Source organism: Streptomyces coelicoflavus (genome assembly GCF_045041415.1).
GTDB lineage: Bacteria > Actinomycetota > Actinomycetes > Streptomycetales > Streptomycetaceae > Streptomyces > Streptomyces coelicoflavus.
In genome coordinates this window covers 7,393,665-7,409,363 of record NZ_CP108218.1, presented here as the reverse complement: position 1 = coordinate 7,409,363, position 15,699 = coordinate 7,393,665, and the positions used below count along the sequence as shown (strand labels likewise).

The 15,699-nt window shown below is 73.0% G+C and carries 10 protein-coding genes; 5 read left to right on the top strand and 5 right to left on the bottom strand.

The window, feature by feature from the left end; genetic code table 11:
• Nucleotides 1-40: 40 nt before the first annotated feature.
• Genes OHA99_RS33350 through OHA99_RS33340 form a run of 3 tightly spaced genes read right to left on the bottom strand, consistent with a single transcriptional unit; the run spans nt 41 to nt 3,668 of the window.
• Nucleotides 41-1,078 carry a ferredoxin--NADP reductase gene (locus OHA99_RS33350; RefSeq protein WP_366473315.1) on the bottom strand — a complete coding sequence of 346 codons (1,038 nt, stop codon included), beginning with the start codon at nt 1,076-1,078 and terminating at the stop codon, nt 41-43.
• Entirely contained in the window at nt 1,075-2,772 is a 1,698-nt protein-coding gene (locus OHA99_RS33345) for an FAD-binding protein (protein ID WP_405698559.1), read from the bottom strand. The genes OHA99_RS33350 and OHA99_RS33345 overlap by 4 nt, the downstream gene beginning before the upstream one ends.
• On the bottom strand, nt 2,769-3,668 hold the full coding sequence (locus tag OHA99_RS33340; protein WP_405698557.1) for an alpha/beta fold hydrolase: 900 nt from the start codon (nt 3,666-3,668) through the stop codon (nt 2,769-2,771). The genes OHA99_RS33345 and OHA99_RS33340 overlap by 4 nt, the downstream gene beginning before the upstream one ends.
• A 252-nt stretch (nt 3,669-3,920) precedes the next feature.
• Here OHA99_RS33340 and OHA99_RS33335 point away from each other — a divergent pair, with 252 nt between their 5' ends.
• The gene (locus tag OHA99_RS33335) at nt 3,921-4,496 is read left to right on the top strand and encodes a flavin reductase family protein (RefSeq protein ID WP_153181150.1); all 576 of its coding nucleotides are present in this window, start codon (nt 3,921-3,923) and stop codon (nt 4,494-4,496) included.
• A 78-nt stretch (nt 4,497-4,574) separates the two neighbouring features.
• On the opposite strand, the gene OHA99_RS33330 is transcribed toward OHA99_RS33335, so the two are convergent.
• Entirely contained in the window at nt 4,575-5,474 is a 900-nt protein-coding gene (locus OHA99_RS33330; RefSeq protein ID WP_153181149.1) for an IclR family transcriptional regulator, read from the bottom strand.
• 392 nt (nt 5,475-5,866) lie between these two features.
• Here OHA99_RS33330 and OHA99_RS33325 point away from each other — a divergent pair, with 392 nt between their 5' ends.
• The 3 genes from OHA99_RS33325 to OHA99_RS33315 all read left to right on the top strand — a co-directional run bounded on the left by OHA99_RS33325 (nt 5,867) and on the right by OHA99_RS33315 (nt 10,126).
• Nucleotides 5,867-7,051, top strand: a complete 1,185-nt coding sequence (locus tag OHA99_RS33325; RefSeq protein WP_405698555.1) for a type III polyketide synthase — start codon at nt 5,867-5,869, stop codon at nt 7,049-7,051.
• Nucleotides 7,052-7,234: 183 nt separating this feature from the next.
• The gene (locus tag OHA99_RS33320; RefSeq protein ID WP_153181147.1) at nt 7,235-9,394 is read left to right on the top strand and encodes a SpoIIE family protein phosphatase; all 2,160 of its coding nucleotides are present in this window, start codon (nt 7,235-7,237) and stop codon (nt 9,392-9,394) included.
• A 105-nt stretch (nt 9,395-9,499) separates the two neighbouring features.
• Nucleotides 9,500-10,126, top strand: a complete 627-nt coding sequence (locus OHA99_RS33315; RefSeq protein ID WP_405698554.1) for a histidine phosphatase family protein — start codon at nt 9,500-9,502, stop codon at nt 10,124-10,126.
• 20 nt (nt 10,127-10,146) lie between these two features.
• Here OHA99_RS33315 and OHA99_RS33310 read toward each other — a convergent pair whose 3' ends face one another.
• The gene (locus OHA99_RS33310; RefSeq protein ID WP_153181145.1) at nt 10,147-11,220 is read right to left on the bottom strand and encodes a LacI family DNA-binding transcriptional regulator; all 1,074 of its coding nucleotides are present in this window, start codon (nt 11,218-11,220) and stop codon (nt 10,147-10,149) included.
• Between the two features lie 437 nt (nt 11,221-11,657).
• On the opposite strand from OHA99_RS33310, the gene OHA99_RS33305 reads away from it, so the two are divergent.
• Nucleotides 11,658-15,695, top strand: coding sequence for an endo-alpha-N-acetylgalactosaminidase family protein (locus tag OHA99_RS33305; RefSeq protein WP_405699036.1), 4,038 nt, complete (start codon nt 11,658-11,660; stop codon nt 15,693-15,695).
• Nucleotides 15,696-15,699: the final 4 nt, after the last annotated feature.

The window sequence follows — 15,699 nt, the reverse complement described above, 5'->3', positions numbered from 1 at the left end:
GTCGAGGGAGTCCAGAGAAGAGAGGGAGGCGGGAGGGCGGTCAGCCGTCGTAGGTGACCCTCAGCCGGTCGCTGACCGGGCGGGCCTGACAGGCGAGGACGAGTCCGTCGGCCAGGTCCTGGGCGTCGAGGACCTCGTTGCGTTCCATGACGACCTCGCCCTCCACGAGGACGCAGGCGCAGGCGCTGCACGCGCCCTCCCGGCAGGAGTAGGGGGCGTCGAGTCCGGCCGCGAGGAGCACGTCGAGCAGGGGTTTGCCGCGCGGCCAGTCGACGGTGCGGCTCTCCCCGTCCAGCTCCACCTCGGCCGTGCTGACGGGCCCCTCGGTGTCGGCCTCCGGGTCGTTGTCCGGCTCCGCGAAGGGGTCGCCGGTCAGGGAGGTGAACCGCTCGACGGTGATCCGGCCGGCGGGCACCCCCAGGCCGGCGAGGGCGCCCGCGGCCAGGTCCATGAAGGGGCCGGGACCGCAGACGAAGGCGGGACGGTCGGCGTACGGCGCGGCGAGGGCGCGCAGTCCGGGCGCCGTGGGCCGGCCCTGGAGGGACTCCAGCCAGTGCAGGACGGTGAGCCGGTCGCCGTACTCCCGTGCCAGCGCGGTCAGTTCCTCGCGGAAGATGACGGACCGCTCGTCCCGGTTGGCGTAGACGAGGGTGACGCGGCCGGTCCCGGCGTGCAGCGCGGAGGTGAGGATCGACATGACCGGGGTGATGCCGCTGCCCGCGGCGAGCAGGAGGAAGTCTCCGTCGAGGGAGTCGGGGGTGAAGGTGCCCGCGGGCCGCAGCACCTGGAGGGTGTCGCCCTCGGTGACGTGGTCGCAGATCCAGTGCGAGGCGTAGCCCCCGGCGGTGCGCTTGACGGTGACCTTGAGCAGCTCGTCGCGGACCGGGGAGCTGCACAGCGAGTAGCAGCGCGCGGCGCCGCCGTCCCGCTCGGAGGGCACCCGCAGGGTGAGGAACTGGCCCGGGCGGTAGGCGAACGCGGCCCGGTCCTCCTCGGCGGGCTCCAGGACCAGCGAGTGCGCGTCGGCCGTCTCCCGGATCACCTTGACGACGCGTACGGTCAGCGGACCCGGGCTCACGGCGCGTCCTGGGCGGTGACGGGACCGGTGCGTTCGGCGGCGGCCGCGTGCCGGGCGGCGATGTGCCCGAACACGATGGAGGGGCCGATGGTGGCGCCGGGACCGGCGTACTCGCCTCCCATCACGGACGCCGAGGTGTTGCCGGTGGCGTACAGTCCGGCGATCGCCGAGCCGTCCTCGCGCAGTACCCGGCTGTGCTCGTCGCAGACCAGGCCGCCCTTGGTGCCGAGGTCGCCGACCTCGATGCGCACCGCGTAGTAGGGGGCCTTGTCGATCTCGTCGAGGTTGGGGTTCTTGAGGGTGGGGTCGCCGTAGTAGCGGTCGTAGGCGCTGTCGCCGCGGCCGAAGTCGGTGTCCTTGCCGCTGCGGGCGAAGCCGTTGAACCGCGCCACGGTCTCGGCCAGCGTGTCGCTGGGGACGCCGATCCGCTCGGCGAGTTCCCCGATGCTGTCGGCGCGGTGCACGGTGCCCTTGTCGTAGAACGCCTTGGGGAACGGCAGGCCGGGCAGCACCTGGGCGAAGGGGTAGCGGGCGCGGGCCTTGGCGTCCATCACGAACCAGGCGGGGACGTGGCCGCCGGCCAGCTGGTCGTGGACGAAGTTGACGTACGGCGACGACTCGTTGGTGAAGCGCCTGCCGTCGCCGGAGACGATCACCGACGGCGGGATGCAGCGCTCCGAGACGAGCGGGACGGTGGCGCCGGAGGGGTGGTGGACGGACGGCATCCACCAGGCGTCGTCCATGAAGTCCAGTGCGGCGCCGAGGGACTGGCCGGCCGTGATGCCGTCGCCGACGTTCTCGACGGCTCCGGCGCTGTGGTTGTCCCGGCCGCCCTCGGGGAGGTACTTCTCGCGCATCTCCGGGTTGTGGTCGAAGCCGCCGGTGGCGAGGAGGACGCCGCGGCGGGCGCCGACGCGCACGGTACGGCCGTCGCGGGTGACGACGACCCCGGTGACCTTCCCGGCGTCGTCGACGACGAGTTCGGTCATCGGGCTGCGCAGCCACACCGGTACGCCGGCGTCCTTGAGGGCCATGCGCAGGCGGGCGACGAGGGCGCGGCCGCCGGTGGCCATGTGGCGGCGGCGCACGACGTTGGAGGAGACCCGCCAGGCGGCCACGAGCGAGGCCCAGCGTCCGCGCCAGGTCCGCTTGACCATGGCGAGGTCGCGGTAGTCCTTCGCGGTGATCCACAGGCCGAGGGGGCCCTTGAGGCTGTTGGGCCGCTGGTGCTTCTCGTCCTCGCCGAGCCTGCGGGTGTCGAAGGGCAGCGCCTCCACGGAGCGGCCGAGCGGGCGTCCGCCGTCGTACTCGGGGTGGTAGTCGGCGTACCCCTTGACCCAGAAGAAGCGCATCCAGCGGCTCTTGCCGAGCAGTTCCATCGCGGCGGGGCCGTGGTCGACGTAGGCGTCGAGGCGGGCGGCGGGCACCCGGCCCTCGGTGAGCCGGTCCAGGTAGCGGCGGATCGACTCGCGGCTGTCGTCGTGGCCCCTGGCGCGCAGGGTGGGGTTGTTGGGGATCCAGATGCCGCCGCCGGAGATGCCGGTGGTGCCGCCGTACATCGCGCCCTTCTCGACGACGACGGTGCTCAGTCCGCTGTCGGCGGCGGTCAGCGCGGCGGCCATCCCGCCTCCGCCGCTGCCGACGACGACGAAGTCGAACTCCTCGTCCCAGCCCTGCCGGGCGGGGGCGCTCACGCCGCGTCCTTGCGCGTCGCGTCCGCACCGGCCGATGCGTCGCGGGTCAGGAAGGCGAGGACCGCGCTCTCCCAGGCGGCCTTCTGCTCGATCATCACCCAGTGCCCGCAGTCGGGGAAGACGTGCAGCTCGGCGTCCGGGATGGTGCGCATGGGCAGGAGGGCCATGTCGACGGGGCTGACGCGGTCGTCGCGGCCCCAGGTGAGCAGTGTCTTCGCCGTCAGCCGGTGCAGCAGCGCCCAGTACGGTGCCTCGTCGGAGGCGGCCGCGGCGGCGGCGCGGGCGGCGAAGGCCTCGCTGCCGTACATCAGGCGGGCGCTCGCGAGCATCTCGGGGTCGGTGGCCTGCGCCCAGCGCTCCTCGATCAGCTCCTCGGTCACCAGTGCCGGGTCGTACACCATGGAGTGGAGCCAGCGCACCAGGCCCTCGCGGGAGGGCGCGTCGGTGAACTCGGTGAGCAGTTTGATGCCTTCGCCGGGCGCCGGGCTGAACACGTTGCGGCCGATGCCGCCGATCGTCACCAGGCGGCGCACCCGGTCGGGGTGGGCGAGCGCGAAGCGGGTGCCGACGATGCCGCCCATGGAGTTGCCGACGACGTCGACCCGCTGGAGGCCGAGGCCGTCCAGGAACCGCGTGACGGCCGAGGCCGCGGTCGCCATGGGGTGGCCGTCGGCCGGGTCGCTGACGCCGAACCCGGGGAACTCCAGGACGAGGCAGCGGAAGTGCTCGGCGAAGGTGCCCAGGTTGTGGCGGTAGTTGCGCCAGCCGGTGACGCCGGGGCCCGAACCGTGCAACAGCAGCAGGGGCGGACCGTCTCCGGCCTCGTGGTAGCGCAGCACACCCTGATCTGTGGGGAGTTCGCGCAGTGTGGAGTCGTGACTCAGCTCCGTCATCATTCCCTGCCCTCGGTGGACCTCGGTGGTCGGTGGTCCCGGACGGTAGTCAGGGCCGGCCGGGCCGCGCGGGAGGCGTCTCGGTCAGCGGGATGCGTACGGCGGGGGCGGGTTCGGCACGGCGAGGGGGCCCGGGCCGGAGGGTGGTTCCACTCATCGGGAACGGGCACCCGGCCCGGCCGGAGGGTGTCCTAGCTTCGGCCCCCTGCCCGCTCCCGGGCACATCACCGCACCGTCCCCCTCGAGGTGAAACCGATGACCGCAGAGTCCCTGTCCCCGCCCGAGGCCGCCGAGGAGACCGAGCCGACGCCCCTGCGGATGCGGCGCGTCATGGGCACCTTCGCGTCCGGCGTGACCGTGGTGACGGGGACGGGCCGGGACGGCGCCCCGGTGGGGTTCGCCTGCCAGTCCTTCGCGTCCGTCTCCCTCGAACCGCCCCTGGTCCTGTTCTGCGCCGACCACCGGGGGCGCGCCTGGCCGAGGATCAGGGAGTCGGGCCGGTTCGGCGTGAACATCCTCGGCGCGGAGCAGACGGATCTGTGCGGCCGGTTCGGGTCCAGCAGGGGCCGCAAGTACGAGGGGCTGGACTGGGAGCTGTCCCGCTGGGGCACTCCGGCGCTGCCCGGGGTCCTGACCCGGGTGCACGCCGACGTCCACGCCGTGCACCCGGCCGGGGACCACGACGTGGTGGTGGGCCGGGTCCTCGCCCTGGAGACCGTGACCGAGCGGGAGCCGATGCTCTTCTTCCGCGGCGGCTTCGGCGTCCGGAGCCCGGCCGCGGCAGCGGTCTCGGCCCCCGACGTGTGGGGGTGGGGCGACCACTGGGGGTGAGCGGCGGGGCGGTCGGAGACCCGTACCGGTCCCGCCCGGCCCGCCCCGGACCCATCGGGGCCGGGGCGGTGCCCCCGTCTACTGCCAGTCGCCGTACTGTCCCGCGGCGAGCAGACGGTCCATGGCCTGCGCGGACCACGTCTCCTCCGGCACGGGGGCGGACGCGGTCCCGCGCGGCGCCCGGACCGGGGCCTGCCGGCGGGGGAACAACTCCCGCGACACCTGCCGGGCGGCGTCCACCACCAGCGGGGCGACCTTCTCCAGCGGCGACCAGGCGTCCCCCACCAGGGAGATCGCGGCGACCGGCCCGTCGGGGCCGCGCACCGCGGTGGCCGCGCAGGCGATGTCGGGGAAGCACTCCCCGCGCTCGAAGGCGAGCCCGTGCCGGCGCCGGATGCGGTCCAGTTCCTGGTGCAGGGTGCCCATGTCGCAGATCGTGCGCTGGGTCAGCCGGCCGATGGACTCGCCGGCCCGGGCCTCGACGTCCTCCGGTTCGAGCCAGGCGAGCATGGCCTTGCCGAGTGCCGTCGAGTGGGCCGGTGCCCGGCCGCCGACGCGCGAGGGGACGGTCGCGGCGAACCGGCCCCCGACCTTGTCCAGGTAGTAGACCTCCGCGCCGTCGAGGACGGCCAGGTGGACGACGAGTCCGGTCCGGAGCTGGAGCTGGTGCAACCGGGCGGCGGCGGCCTCGCGGATCCTGCTGTGCACCCCGTCTCCGCCGCCGAAGCCGAGGGCCCGGCGGCCCAGTCCGTAGCCCAGGCCGGTGTGTTCGAGCCAGCGCAGCCGCACCAGCTGGTCGAGGATCCGGTGCGCCGTCGACCGGGGCAGCCTGGTGCACCGGGCCACTTCCTCCAGGGACAGCCGGGCTGTGCGGCCCTCGAACAGGTCCATGATGAGCGTCACCCGCTCGACCATCGACGGCGGCAACTCTCGACGGGCCGGCGCGTGCTCGGTGGAAAGACCATCGACAGCCGTCATGGGAGCCTCCAGTCACAGACTGAAATGAATTCTTGTTTTCCGGAATGTAACAGCGCTCCCGAACGGTGAGAAGAGATACGGGCCGGCTCTTTTGCCGCCGCGGCCACCCTCGGCGCGCCCCTCGGCGTGTGCGCCGTCTCACGCATCCCGATGCCGCCCAAGTTGCGTGGGTCACTGCGCAAATGCCCCTTTCGCCGCCATGCTCGACGTACGGAGCGCCGCCCCGATGTGGCCCGAAGTGGTGCGCGCCGCCGACGACTTGGCCGACGCGGGTCGAAGTGAGCCACACCACAGCACGCGTGACGCGTCCCCTCACCACGGCTCACCCGCTCCGCAGACTCACCCGCTCACCCGCTCACCCGCCTCGCAGAATCCGTAGAAAGGTGCCGAACGTGGCCGCATACCTGTCCGCTCCCGCCGTGATACACGGCGAGCACTCCGTGGACACCCGAGAGATCGTGGCGGAAGTACACGGCCGGCACCCGGACACGGCGTGGGCGCCGCGGGTCGACGGCATCGCGGCCAGTACGGGTATCGAGACCCGCGGCTGGATGCTCCCCCTGGAGGCCGCCGTCGCGCCCGGAGCCGGGAGCGGTGCCGGTCCGGCCGGCGCGGGGCCCGCCCGGGAGGCGCTGATCCGCGACGGGTTCACCGAGCAGGACGCGGACCGCGTGATCGCCGCTCTCGGGGCGGTGCCCGCGCCGCAGACCGTCCAGGAGCGCACCGCCCCGGCCTGGGAGGCCGTGCAGGCCTACGGGGAGCGTGCGGCGCGCGGCGCCCTGCAAGCCGCCGGTCTGGACGTCGCGGACGTCGACTGCCTGATCACCAGCAACTCCACCACCCCGGCGCTGCCCGGACTGGACGTCGCCCTGGCCAACCGGCTTCCGCTGCGCCGCGACACCATGCTGCTCCCGGCCACGCAGTGGGCCTGCGTGGCCGGGACCCGTTCGCTGGCGCTGGCGGCGGACCTGGTGGCGGCGGACCCCGACCGGGTGGTCCTGGTCGTGATCTCCGAGGCGCTGAGCACGACCTACCAGCCCGCGGACGACACCCTGGAGTCCCTGATCGTCCGGCTGCTGTTCGCGGACACCGCGGTCGCCGCGGTGGTCACCGGCCGCCCGAGGCCCGAGTCGGTGCTCCGGCTGGACGCCGCCTGGCACCACACCCTGCCGGGCACGCGGGACCTGCACCGCCTGGAGACGCGGGCGGACGGCACCCACTTCGTGATGGACCGGCGCGGCCCGCGGGCGGTGCAGGAGACGGTCACCGCGATGTGGGAGTGGCTCCGCGTCCGCTACGAGGACGACCCCGCCGCCTGGCACCCCGACGTCCTGCTCGCGCACCCCGGCGGCACCAGGGTGCTGGAGTACATGGAGCAGACGATGCCCGACGAGTGGCCGTCGGGACTCCTGGAGTACAGCCGGGACAGCTACACCACCGGCAACCGCGGGGGCGCCGCCGTGTTCGACATCCTGCGCCGGGCGCACGACGCCGGGCAGAAGGCGGGCAGCCGTGCCGTCCTGTACGCGGCGGCACCCGGCCTCACGGCCACCGCCCTCGAAGGGGAATGGCTGTAGGGGAGGCCGCGGGAGCGGGACACCGTCACCTTCCGTGTTCGCGGTGCGGCCCACTGGTGTGGGCGAAGCGCCCGCGGGTGTTATTGAATGGGGTGTGCGGTCGGGGTACTCGGGGCTCTTCCGCACGGGTTCGGGTACGGCCCCGGCACTGGCCGGGGGTGGCGAGTGAGCTGAGGGAGCCGCATGGACTCCACACCCCCCTCTTCGTCCTCGTCGCCGTTCGACCTGGTCAGCAGCGCCCTGGGGCGCTACATCCCGCGTGGTCAGGCGGCGGCGCCCGGCCCCGCCGGGGCACCGGCCGACCCTGTCGGCGGCCCGCCGGAGCAGGACCTTCCGGCAGCGGGCCCCCAGGAGCAGATCCTCGGCGCGGTCAATCTCGACCGGGAGCTGAGAGTCACCCACCGCAATCTCGAGGCGCCCGTCTTCGCGGGGCTGGACGCCGCGACCGGGAGTCCGTTCGTCGACCTGCTGCCGCAGGGGGACGTACCGACGGTCACCCGGCGGCTGCGGCAGGTCCTCGAGACCGGTGAGGCGCACGTGGCCCGGGTCCAGCGGCTCCGCCGGGCCGACGGGTCGGAGCTGGTGGTCTCGATGAGCATCCTGCCCGCGGCGGCTCCCCAGGAGGGCCTGACCGTCTCCCTGATCGCCATGGCCAGGAGGCTGCACCTGTACGCCGCCGAGACCGCGATCGGCACCTCGCTGGACATCGGCGAGACCGCCCAGTCGCTCGCGGAGTCCCTGCTCGCCTGGGGAGACGTGGCCGCCATCGATCTCGACTTCGCCGTGTGGACGGGCGAGGGGGTCACCGAGCGGGCGCAGGACCGCATCCGGCTGCGCAGGGCGGCCCTGGTGCCGGACCGGGCGTGGCCCGAGGGCTATGTCACCCTGGGCGACGATCTCCCCGGCGAGGCGAGTCGCCTGCTGGCGCAGGCCATACGGCGTGCCGACACCCCGCAGTCCATCGTCGTCCCCGACCGGGCGACGATCGAACGCGTACTCGGAAGTCCGCGGCTGGTGCGTGCTCTGGTGCCCTCGGACCGGTCGGCGGGTGTGGCGTGCGTGCCGCTGGTCCTGGAAGGCGATCCGCCCGTCGTCCTGGGCGTGGCGGAGGTCTGGCGCCGGGCCGACCGCCCCTTCGCCGACAGTGAGCTGCTCGACCTGGAGGAGCTGGTCGCCAGGACCTCCCACCACGTGGACCTGGCCCGCCAGCACCAGCGCGAGCACACGCAGGTGCTGGCCCTGCAGCGCCGGCTGCTGCCGCGGTCCGGCGGTGGCACCATCCAGACCGCCAGCGTCTACCAGCCCACCACCCCCGACAGCGCGGGCGTCGGCGGTGACTGGGTGAACAGCTTCCCGCTGCCGGACGGACGTACCGCGCTGGTGGTCGGTGACGTCGTCGGGCACGGGCTGGGCGCCGCGGCGACCATGGGCCAGCTGAGCATGGAGGCCCGCGCGCTGCTGTCCGCGGGGCTCGCGCCCGACGAGGTGCTGGAGCACCTGGACGAGACCGTGACGCTGCTGGACGACGCGGAGACCGGGCTGGCGGCCGGCTACAGCGCCCTCGGTTCGACGTGCTGCATCGCCGTCTACGACCCGGTCAGCCACCGGGTGGCGCTGTCCAGCGCGGGCCACCTCCCTCCGATCCTGGTGTCGCCGGACGGACGTGCCGGCCCCCTCGCGCTCCACCCGCACCCCGGCCTGGGCGCCGAGTTCGCCCTGCGGGAGCCGTTCGGCGTGCACACCTTCGTCGCGCCCCCGGGTTCCCTGCTCGCCCTCTACACGGACGGCCTGGTCGAGGATCCGGCCGTACCGATCGACGAGGGCATCGGCAGGCTGTCGGACGCCGTGGCCTCGGTGCACCCCTGGGACCCGTTGCAGCAGGCCGCGCGGCGGGTGGTGTCCGAGGTGATGCCGGCGCGCCAGCGCGACGACGTGACCCTGCTGCTCGCGCGCATGATCGGCTACCGGAAGGAGGACACCGCGACCTGGCGGCTGCCCGCCCGGGACGACGCTGCCGTCCGGGCCCGCGCGCTGGTCTCCGCGCTGCTGCGGCAGTGGCGCACCAGGGACGGCACCCGGGACAGCGTGCTGCTCCTGGTCAGCGAACTCGTCACCAACGCGGTCCGCCACGCCGGCGGGCCCATCACCGTCCGGCTGATCCGGGACGGTCCCGGCCTGCTGTGCGAGGTCGGCGACACCGGCAACGGCAGACCGCGGCTCGGCCGGGCCGGGCTCCTCGACGACGCTGGCCGCGGCCTGCACGTGGTGCACCGGCTCACCACCCGGTGGGGGGTGCGCTGGACGGAGACGGGCAAGGTGGTCTGGGCGGAGGTCGTACGGTGAGGCGGCCGCGGGCCGGTACGCCGGGAGGGTGCGGGGAACCGGGGCACGGAAGCCGGACGTCCGTCGAGGTGGAAGATCACCCGTGCGCCCCGAGGGAGTCCCGAGATGACCGGCACCGCCACCCGCTACCTCTACCTCGCCCGGCACGGCGAGGCGTCACCGGACGAGAGCGAACTGACGGACTCCGGCCGGCGCCAGGCCACCCTGCTCGGCAGACGCCTGAGGGACGTCCCCTTCACCTCCGTCCACCACGGCCCCCTGCCACGGGCGGAGCAGACCGCAGGCCTGGTCGCCGCCGAACTGAAGGGCGTCACCCCGCACGCCTGCGAAGCCGCCGGTGACTACGTGCCCCATCTGCCGGAGCGGTCCGAACTCCCCGCCGAGTCGGCGGACTTCTACCTGCGTTTCCTCGCCGGTGCCGGCCAGGAGGAACGCGAGCGCGGCCCCGAACTCGCCCGGCTGGCGCTGCGCCGGTTCACCGGGGCGGTCACGGACGGCGCGGAGGACCGCCACGACCTGGTCGTCACCCACAACTTCCTCATCGCCTGGCTGGTCCGGGACGCCATGCACGCGCCGAAGTGGCGCTGGCTCGGCCTCAACCACGGCAACGCGGCGCTCACGGTCATCCGGTACGCCCCCGGCCGGGCGGCCTCCGTCCTCCTCGCCAACGACATGCGGCACCTGCCCGACGAGCTGCGCTGGACGGGCTTTCCCCCCGAAGTGCACGTCTGACCGCGTCCCGGTCGCTGCGACTACGCCCGCGTCCGGGGCGCAGCCGTGCTGGCACGCACGACCAGGGCGGGCTCGACGGAGGCGGGTTCCGGGGCAGCGGCCGGGTCCGCGATGTGCCGCAGCAGGTGGGCGACCGCGAGGGCACCCATCTCGGCGAACGGCTGGGCGACCGTGGTCAGCGAGGGCGAGCAGTACTCGGCGAGCGCGATGTCGTCCACGCCGACGACGGAGATGTCCCGCGGCACCCGGCGGCCGAGTTCGTGCAGGGCGCGGATCACTCCGAAGGCCATCTCGTCGCTGGCCACGAACACCGCGGTGACATCGGGGATCTTGCCCAGGACCAGTCCGTTGCGGTAGCCGGAGGCAGGCGTCCAGTCCCCCTCCAGCACCGGCGGCACGGGCAGTCCCGCCTCCTCCAGGGTGTCGCGCCAGCCGGCGCTGCGGCTGGCGGCGTCGAGCCACTCGGCCGGCCCCGCGACGTGCCAGACCGCCTCGTGGCCCAGCTCGATGAGGTGACGGGTCGCCAGCCGCGCCGCCAGGGTCTGGTCGACGGCCACGACCTCGGTGGCCCGGGTTCTCGATCCGTCGACGGTCACGGTCGGTACCGAGCGGGTGAGCTGCTCGATCCGCGGGCTCACGTGGACCAGCGGCACCGAGAGGATCACCCCCTCGACGTCCTGCTCCGCCAGCCGGGACAGCGCACCCTCGATCTCCGCGGTGTCCAGTGACGCCGTGGTCGCGGTGCTGACCGCGTACCCGGCCTCGCGGGCCGCGGTCTCGATGCCGAAGATCAGGTTCGCCCGGGAGTAGAAGGTGGTCTGGAGGGTCACGACGCCGATCGTCCGACTGCGCCCCGACGACAGCATGCGTGCCGCGTTGTTCTTGCGGTAGCCGAGCTGCTCGACCGCGGCGAGCACCTTGGCGCGAGTCTTCTGCTGGACGTTGGGGTGGCCGGCCAGGGTGCGGGACACCGTCTGGGCGGAGACGCCGGCGAGCCGGGCGACATCGGTCATCCCCGGCTGCCGCGCCGCCCCGTCGTCGACCGTCCGCTTGCCCGGGGGCGTCCTGCCGGCTTCCGGCGTTCCCGATGACATCGCTTGCCTCTCCACAGAAACCGCGGCCCGAGCCGCCTGTGCCACGTGATGGTCCGTACCGCAGTCTAGCCGGGCAAGACCCATTGGCATCGATAACATCCTCTGCCATAGTTTCCGCCAACGCACAGCTCGAGGGACGTTAGTTCACCGTGCGCGCCGGGAGCGGCGCCCGAGGAGGTGGAATCAACACCGGAGTGGCAGCGCTAACATCGCGCGGAACCAGGCAGTCGGGAGCCGCCCGAACCCACAGCGGAACACCCGGGCGCGTCCGCCGCCCCGTAGCGGGCCTCCCGGCCGCACCGAGGATTCCGTCCCGTGCCACCCGTGCCGCCCGGCCCTCACACCTCCGGCGTCCCCTCGTCCCCGTCCCTCGTCCCCGTCCCCCGTCCCCGTCCCCGTCCTTCGTCCGACCCGAGGAGGAAGCACCCGTGGATCCCATGGCACCCCCGTCACCCCGCCCACCCGGCCGCAGACGAGTGCCGCGCCCCGGCGCCGTCGCCACCGCGCTCGGCCTCACCGTCGGCATGCTGTCGACCGCCGCCGTCCCCGCGGGCGCGGCGCTGCCCCGGGCGGTGTCCGCGGCGGCTCCCGCGGCGACGCCGGTGGAGCTGAGCCGGGGCGGGCTGACCGTCACCGTGGCCGAGGAGTTCCCCCAGGTCATCTCCTACCGGCTGGGGCGGCGCAGCCTCGACGGCAGGGCGACGGCCCTGGACAGTTTCACCATCAACGGCGAGGCCCACCGCGCCACCACCACCATGAGCGCGAAGGGCAGCAGGGCGACCTACACCTCCACCTTCGCGGATCTGCCGGGTCTCACGCTCACCTCCACGATCACGGTGACCGGCAGGAGCACGGTCGTCTTCGCCGTCGAGAAGATCTCCGGCGAGGCCGCGTCGACCGTACGCACCCTCGCGATCCCCGGTCAGTCCCTGGTCTCCGTGGACTCCTCCGACCCGGGCGCGAACCTCGCCCGGACGAAGATCTCCACGGACTCCACGACGACCGCCGACCGCTTCGTCCGCCTCACCGGTGACACCGCCCCGGACAAGGGGCCCGTCGGCGCCCCGTACGCGTTCGTCGGCAATGCAGAGCTCTCGGCGGGCGTCATCACCAACGCGACCGAGGACTCGCCACAGGACGACAACACCAACTGGAACACCCGCCTGCTGTCCCGCATCGTCGACGCGGGTGAGGGCCGGCGCCGGGCGGAGCTGTCGGTCGGCACGTACACCTACCATCCCGACGGCGCCACCGACCCCCGCGTCGACACCTACGAGCTGCCCCGGGCGACCGTGGTCCTCGCCGCCGACGCCAACGAGGACGGCACCGTCGACTGGCAGGACGGCGCCATCGCCCACCGGGAGCACATGCGCAGCCCGCTCGGCGCGGAACGCGTGCCCGAACGCGTGGTCCAGCGGATCCCGTTCAACTTCGCCAGCCAGGCCACCAACCCGTTCCTGAAGACGCTGGACAACACCAAGCGCATCTCCATGGCCACCGACAACCTCGGCCAGTGGGTGCTCGAGAAGGGCTACGCGAGCGAGGGCCACGACTCCGCCCACCCCGACTACGGCGGCAACGAGAACGTCCGCGCGGGCGGCTGGAAGGACCTGAACCGCCTCACCCGCACCGGCGCCGGCTACAACGCCGACTTCGCCGTCCACGTCAACGCCACCGAGGCGTACGCGCAGGCCAGAACCTTCACCGAGGACATGGTCGACGGCCAGGTGAACGGCTGGGACTGGCTCAACCAGGCCTACCACATCAATCAGCGCAAGGACCTGGGCACCGGAGCCGTCCTCGACCGGTTCAAGCAGCTCCGCAAGGACGCGCCGGGCATCAAGACCGTCTACATCGACGCCTACTACTCCAGCGGCTGGCTGGCCGACGGCCTGGCCGCCGAACTGCGCAAGATGGGCTTCGAGGTCGCCACCGAGTGGGCGTACAAGTTCGAGGGCTCCTCGGTGTGGTCGCACTGGGCCGCCGACAAGAACTACGGCGGCGCCACCAACAAGGGCATCAACTCCGACATCGTCCGGTTCATCGCCAACTCCGACCGCGACGTGTGGAACGTGGACCCGCTGCTCGGCGGGGCCAGCATCGTGGAGTTCGAGGGCTGGACCGGCCAGGACGACTGGAACGCCTTCTACCGCAACATCTGGACCGACAACCTGCCGACCAAGTTCCTCCAGCACTACCAGGTGATGGACTGGGACGCCGGCAAGTACGCACAGCTGACCGGCGGAGTGAGCGTGAAGTCCGTCGACGGCGAGCGGCGGGTCTCCATGGGCGGTGCCGAAGTCCTCAAGGGCGACACCTACCTGCTGCCCTGGGGGAACGCCGGGAAGGGCGACGGCACCTCCTCGCCCGGCGACGCCGACAAGATGTACTTCTACAGTGCCTCCGGCGGCGAGCACACCTTCGCACTCACCGAACAGTTCGCGGGCAACAAGAACTTCACCCTCTACGCACTCACCGACCAGGGCCGGGCGAAGAAGGCCGAGGTGAAGGCCCACGACGGGCGGGTGACGCTCACCGCCGAGAAGGGGCGGCCCTACGTCCTGGTGCCCGTCGGCGGCAAGGCGCCCCACAAGGACGCTCACTACGGCGAGTTCACCGGACTGTCCGACCCCGGTTTCAACGCCGGGGACCTCGACGCCTGGAGCGCCCGCGGCGGGGCGGAGATCGTCCGGGCCGGCAACGGGGACAACGTGGTCCGCCTCGGCGAGGGCGCCTCCGGCATCTCGCAGCGGGTTGGCGGCCTGACCCCGGGCAAGCGCTACACGCTCGGCGCCGACGTCGAGATCGCCCCCGGTGAGCGACGGGACACCACGCTGCGGGTGCGCGCCGGCGAGGACACCCGGGAGCGGGCCTTCGACATCACGCCGGCGCGGAACCGGATGGCGTCCGACGAGAAGCGGGACACGTACTCCCAGCGGGCCTCGGTCTCCTTCACCGCACCCCGCAGCGGGAATGTCACCGTGGAACTCGGGGCCGCCGCCGGTCGTGCCGCGGTCGTCCTGGACGACGTACGCGTCATGGCGGACACCACCACGCCGCTCCCCCGCGCCGAGGACGGCACCGTCGTCGCCCACGAGGACTTCGAGGGCAACCAGCCGGGCTGGGGGCCCTTCGTCAAGGGCGACGCCGGCGGGGTCACCGACCCCCGCACCAGCATCAGCGACCTCCACGCGCCCTACAGCCAGAAGGAGTGGAAGAACACCTACTCCCCCTACGACTCCGGCACGCTGAAGGGCAAGGCCGTCGACGACGTACTGGCCGGCCGGCACTCGCTGAAGTCGCACGCGGAGAACACCGGGCTGGTCCACCGCACGACCCCCGCCACGGTGCCCTTCGAGGAGGGCCACAAGTACGAGGTCTCCTTCTCCTACCAGACCAACATCGAGGGCCAGTGGGCCTGGGTCACCGGCGCGGACAAGGTGGCCGACGGGAAGACCACCTCCCGCGACATCACCCGCGACGTCCTGGAACCCGCCCTGGACACCGCGACCTACTCCCGCGAGATCGTCGCCGGCTGCGGGGACACCTGGGTCGGACTGCGCAAGCTCGGCAGCGCCCGGGGCACCGATCTCGTCCTCGACGACTTCACCGTGACCGACCTGGGCGAAGCCGAGGGCGGGGCCGCCTGCGCCGCCGTCACGGCCCCCTCCGGCGCCGAGCTGAGCCCCGGAGTCCCTGGTGAGTACGTCACGACCTTCACCAACCACGAGTCGGCCGACGCCACCGACGTCGGTATCGCACTCCAGGGCCTGCCCGAGGGCTGGAAGGCCGAGGTGACGGAGAAGAACGGCAACCTCTTCCAGGGCGTGAAGCCCGGCGCGACCGTCCGCACCACCTGGCTCCTCACCCCGCCCGCCGACACCACCGACACCTCCCCCACATGGAAGGTGAGCGCCACGTACGCCCATGCGGGAGCCACCAAGACGGTCTCCGTGGACGGCGGTGCCGCACTGACCGACGAACCGGTGCTCGCGCCCGGCTCAATGACCGCGACGGCCGACTCGGAGAACACGTCCTCGGGGGCGGGCGAGGGACCGGTGTCCAACGTCCTCGACGGTGACGCCGGCACCATCTGGCACACCGACTACACCGCCTCCCAGGCGCCGTACCCGCACTGGGTGACGCTGGAGCTGGACGGCGCGGCCGACATCGACGGGTTCGGATACCTGGGCCGGCAGAGCGGCGGCCCGAACGGACGCGTCGGCGACTACGAGGTCGCCGTGTCGGACGACGGCGGGACCTGGACGACGGTGGCCGCCGGCACCCTGAAGGACGTCCCGCAGACCCAGCGCGTCTCCTTCGACCGGGTCCGCGCCTCCCACGTCCGCTTCACCGCGCTCGACGCCCTCAACGGGCAGCCCTACGCGGCCGCCGCGGAGATGCGCGTGTACGGCGTGCCCGTGGACCTTCCCACGGGCTTCCCGCCGGGCGAGCGCCCCGCCGGCGCCCGCTGACGCC

Bases quoted from the DNA above. Each gene is read 5' to 3' on its own strand.
- OHA99_RS33305 (WP_405699036.1), top strand. From the start codon at position 11,658: ATGGCACCCCCGTCACCCCGCCCACCCGGCCGCAGACGAGTGCCGCGC.
- OHA99_RS33310 (WP_153181145.1), bottom strand. From the start codon at position 11,220: ATGTCATCGGGAACGCCGGAAGCCGGCAGGACGCCCCCGGGCAAGCGG.
- OHA99_RS33335 (WP_153181150.1), top strand. From the start codon at position 3,921: ATGACCGCAGAGTCCCTGTCCCCGCCCGAGGCCGCCGAGGAGACCGAG.
- OHA99_RS33315 (WP_405698554.1), top strand. From the start codon at position 9,500: ATGACCGGCACCGCCACCCGCTACCTCTACCTCGCCCGGCACGGCGAG.
- OHA99_RS33330 (WP_153181149.1), bottom strand. From the start codon at position 5,474: ATGACGGCTGTCGATGGTCTTTCCACCGAGCACGCGCCGGCCCGTCGA.
- OHA99_RS33340 (WP_405698557.1), bottom strand. From the start codon at position 3,668: ATGATGACGGAGCTGAGTCACGACTCCACACTGCGCGAACTCCCCACA.
- OHA99_RS33320 (WP_153181147.1), top strand. From the start codon at position 7,235: ATGGACTCCACACCCCCCTCTTCGTCCTCGTCGCCGTTCGACCTGGTC.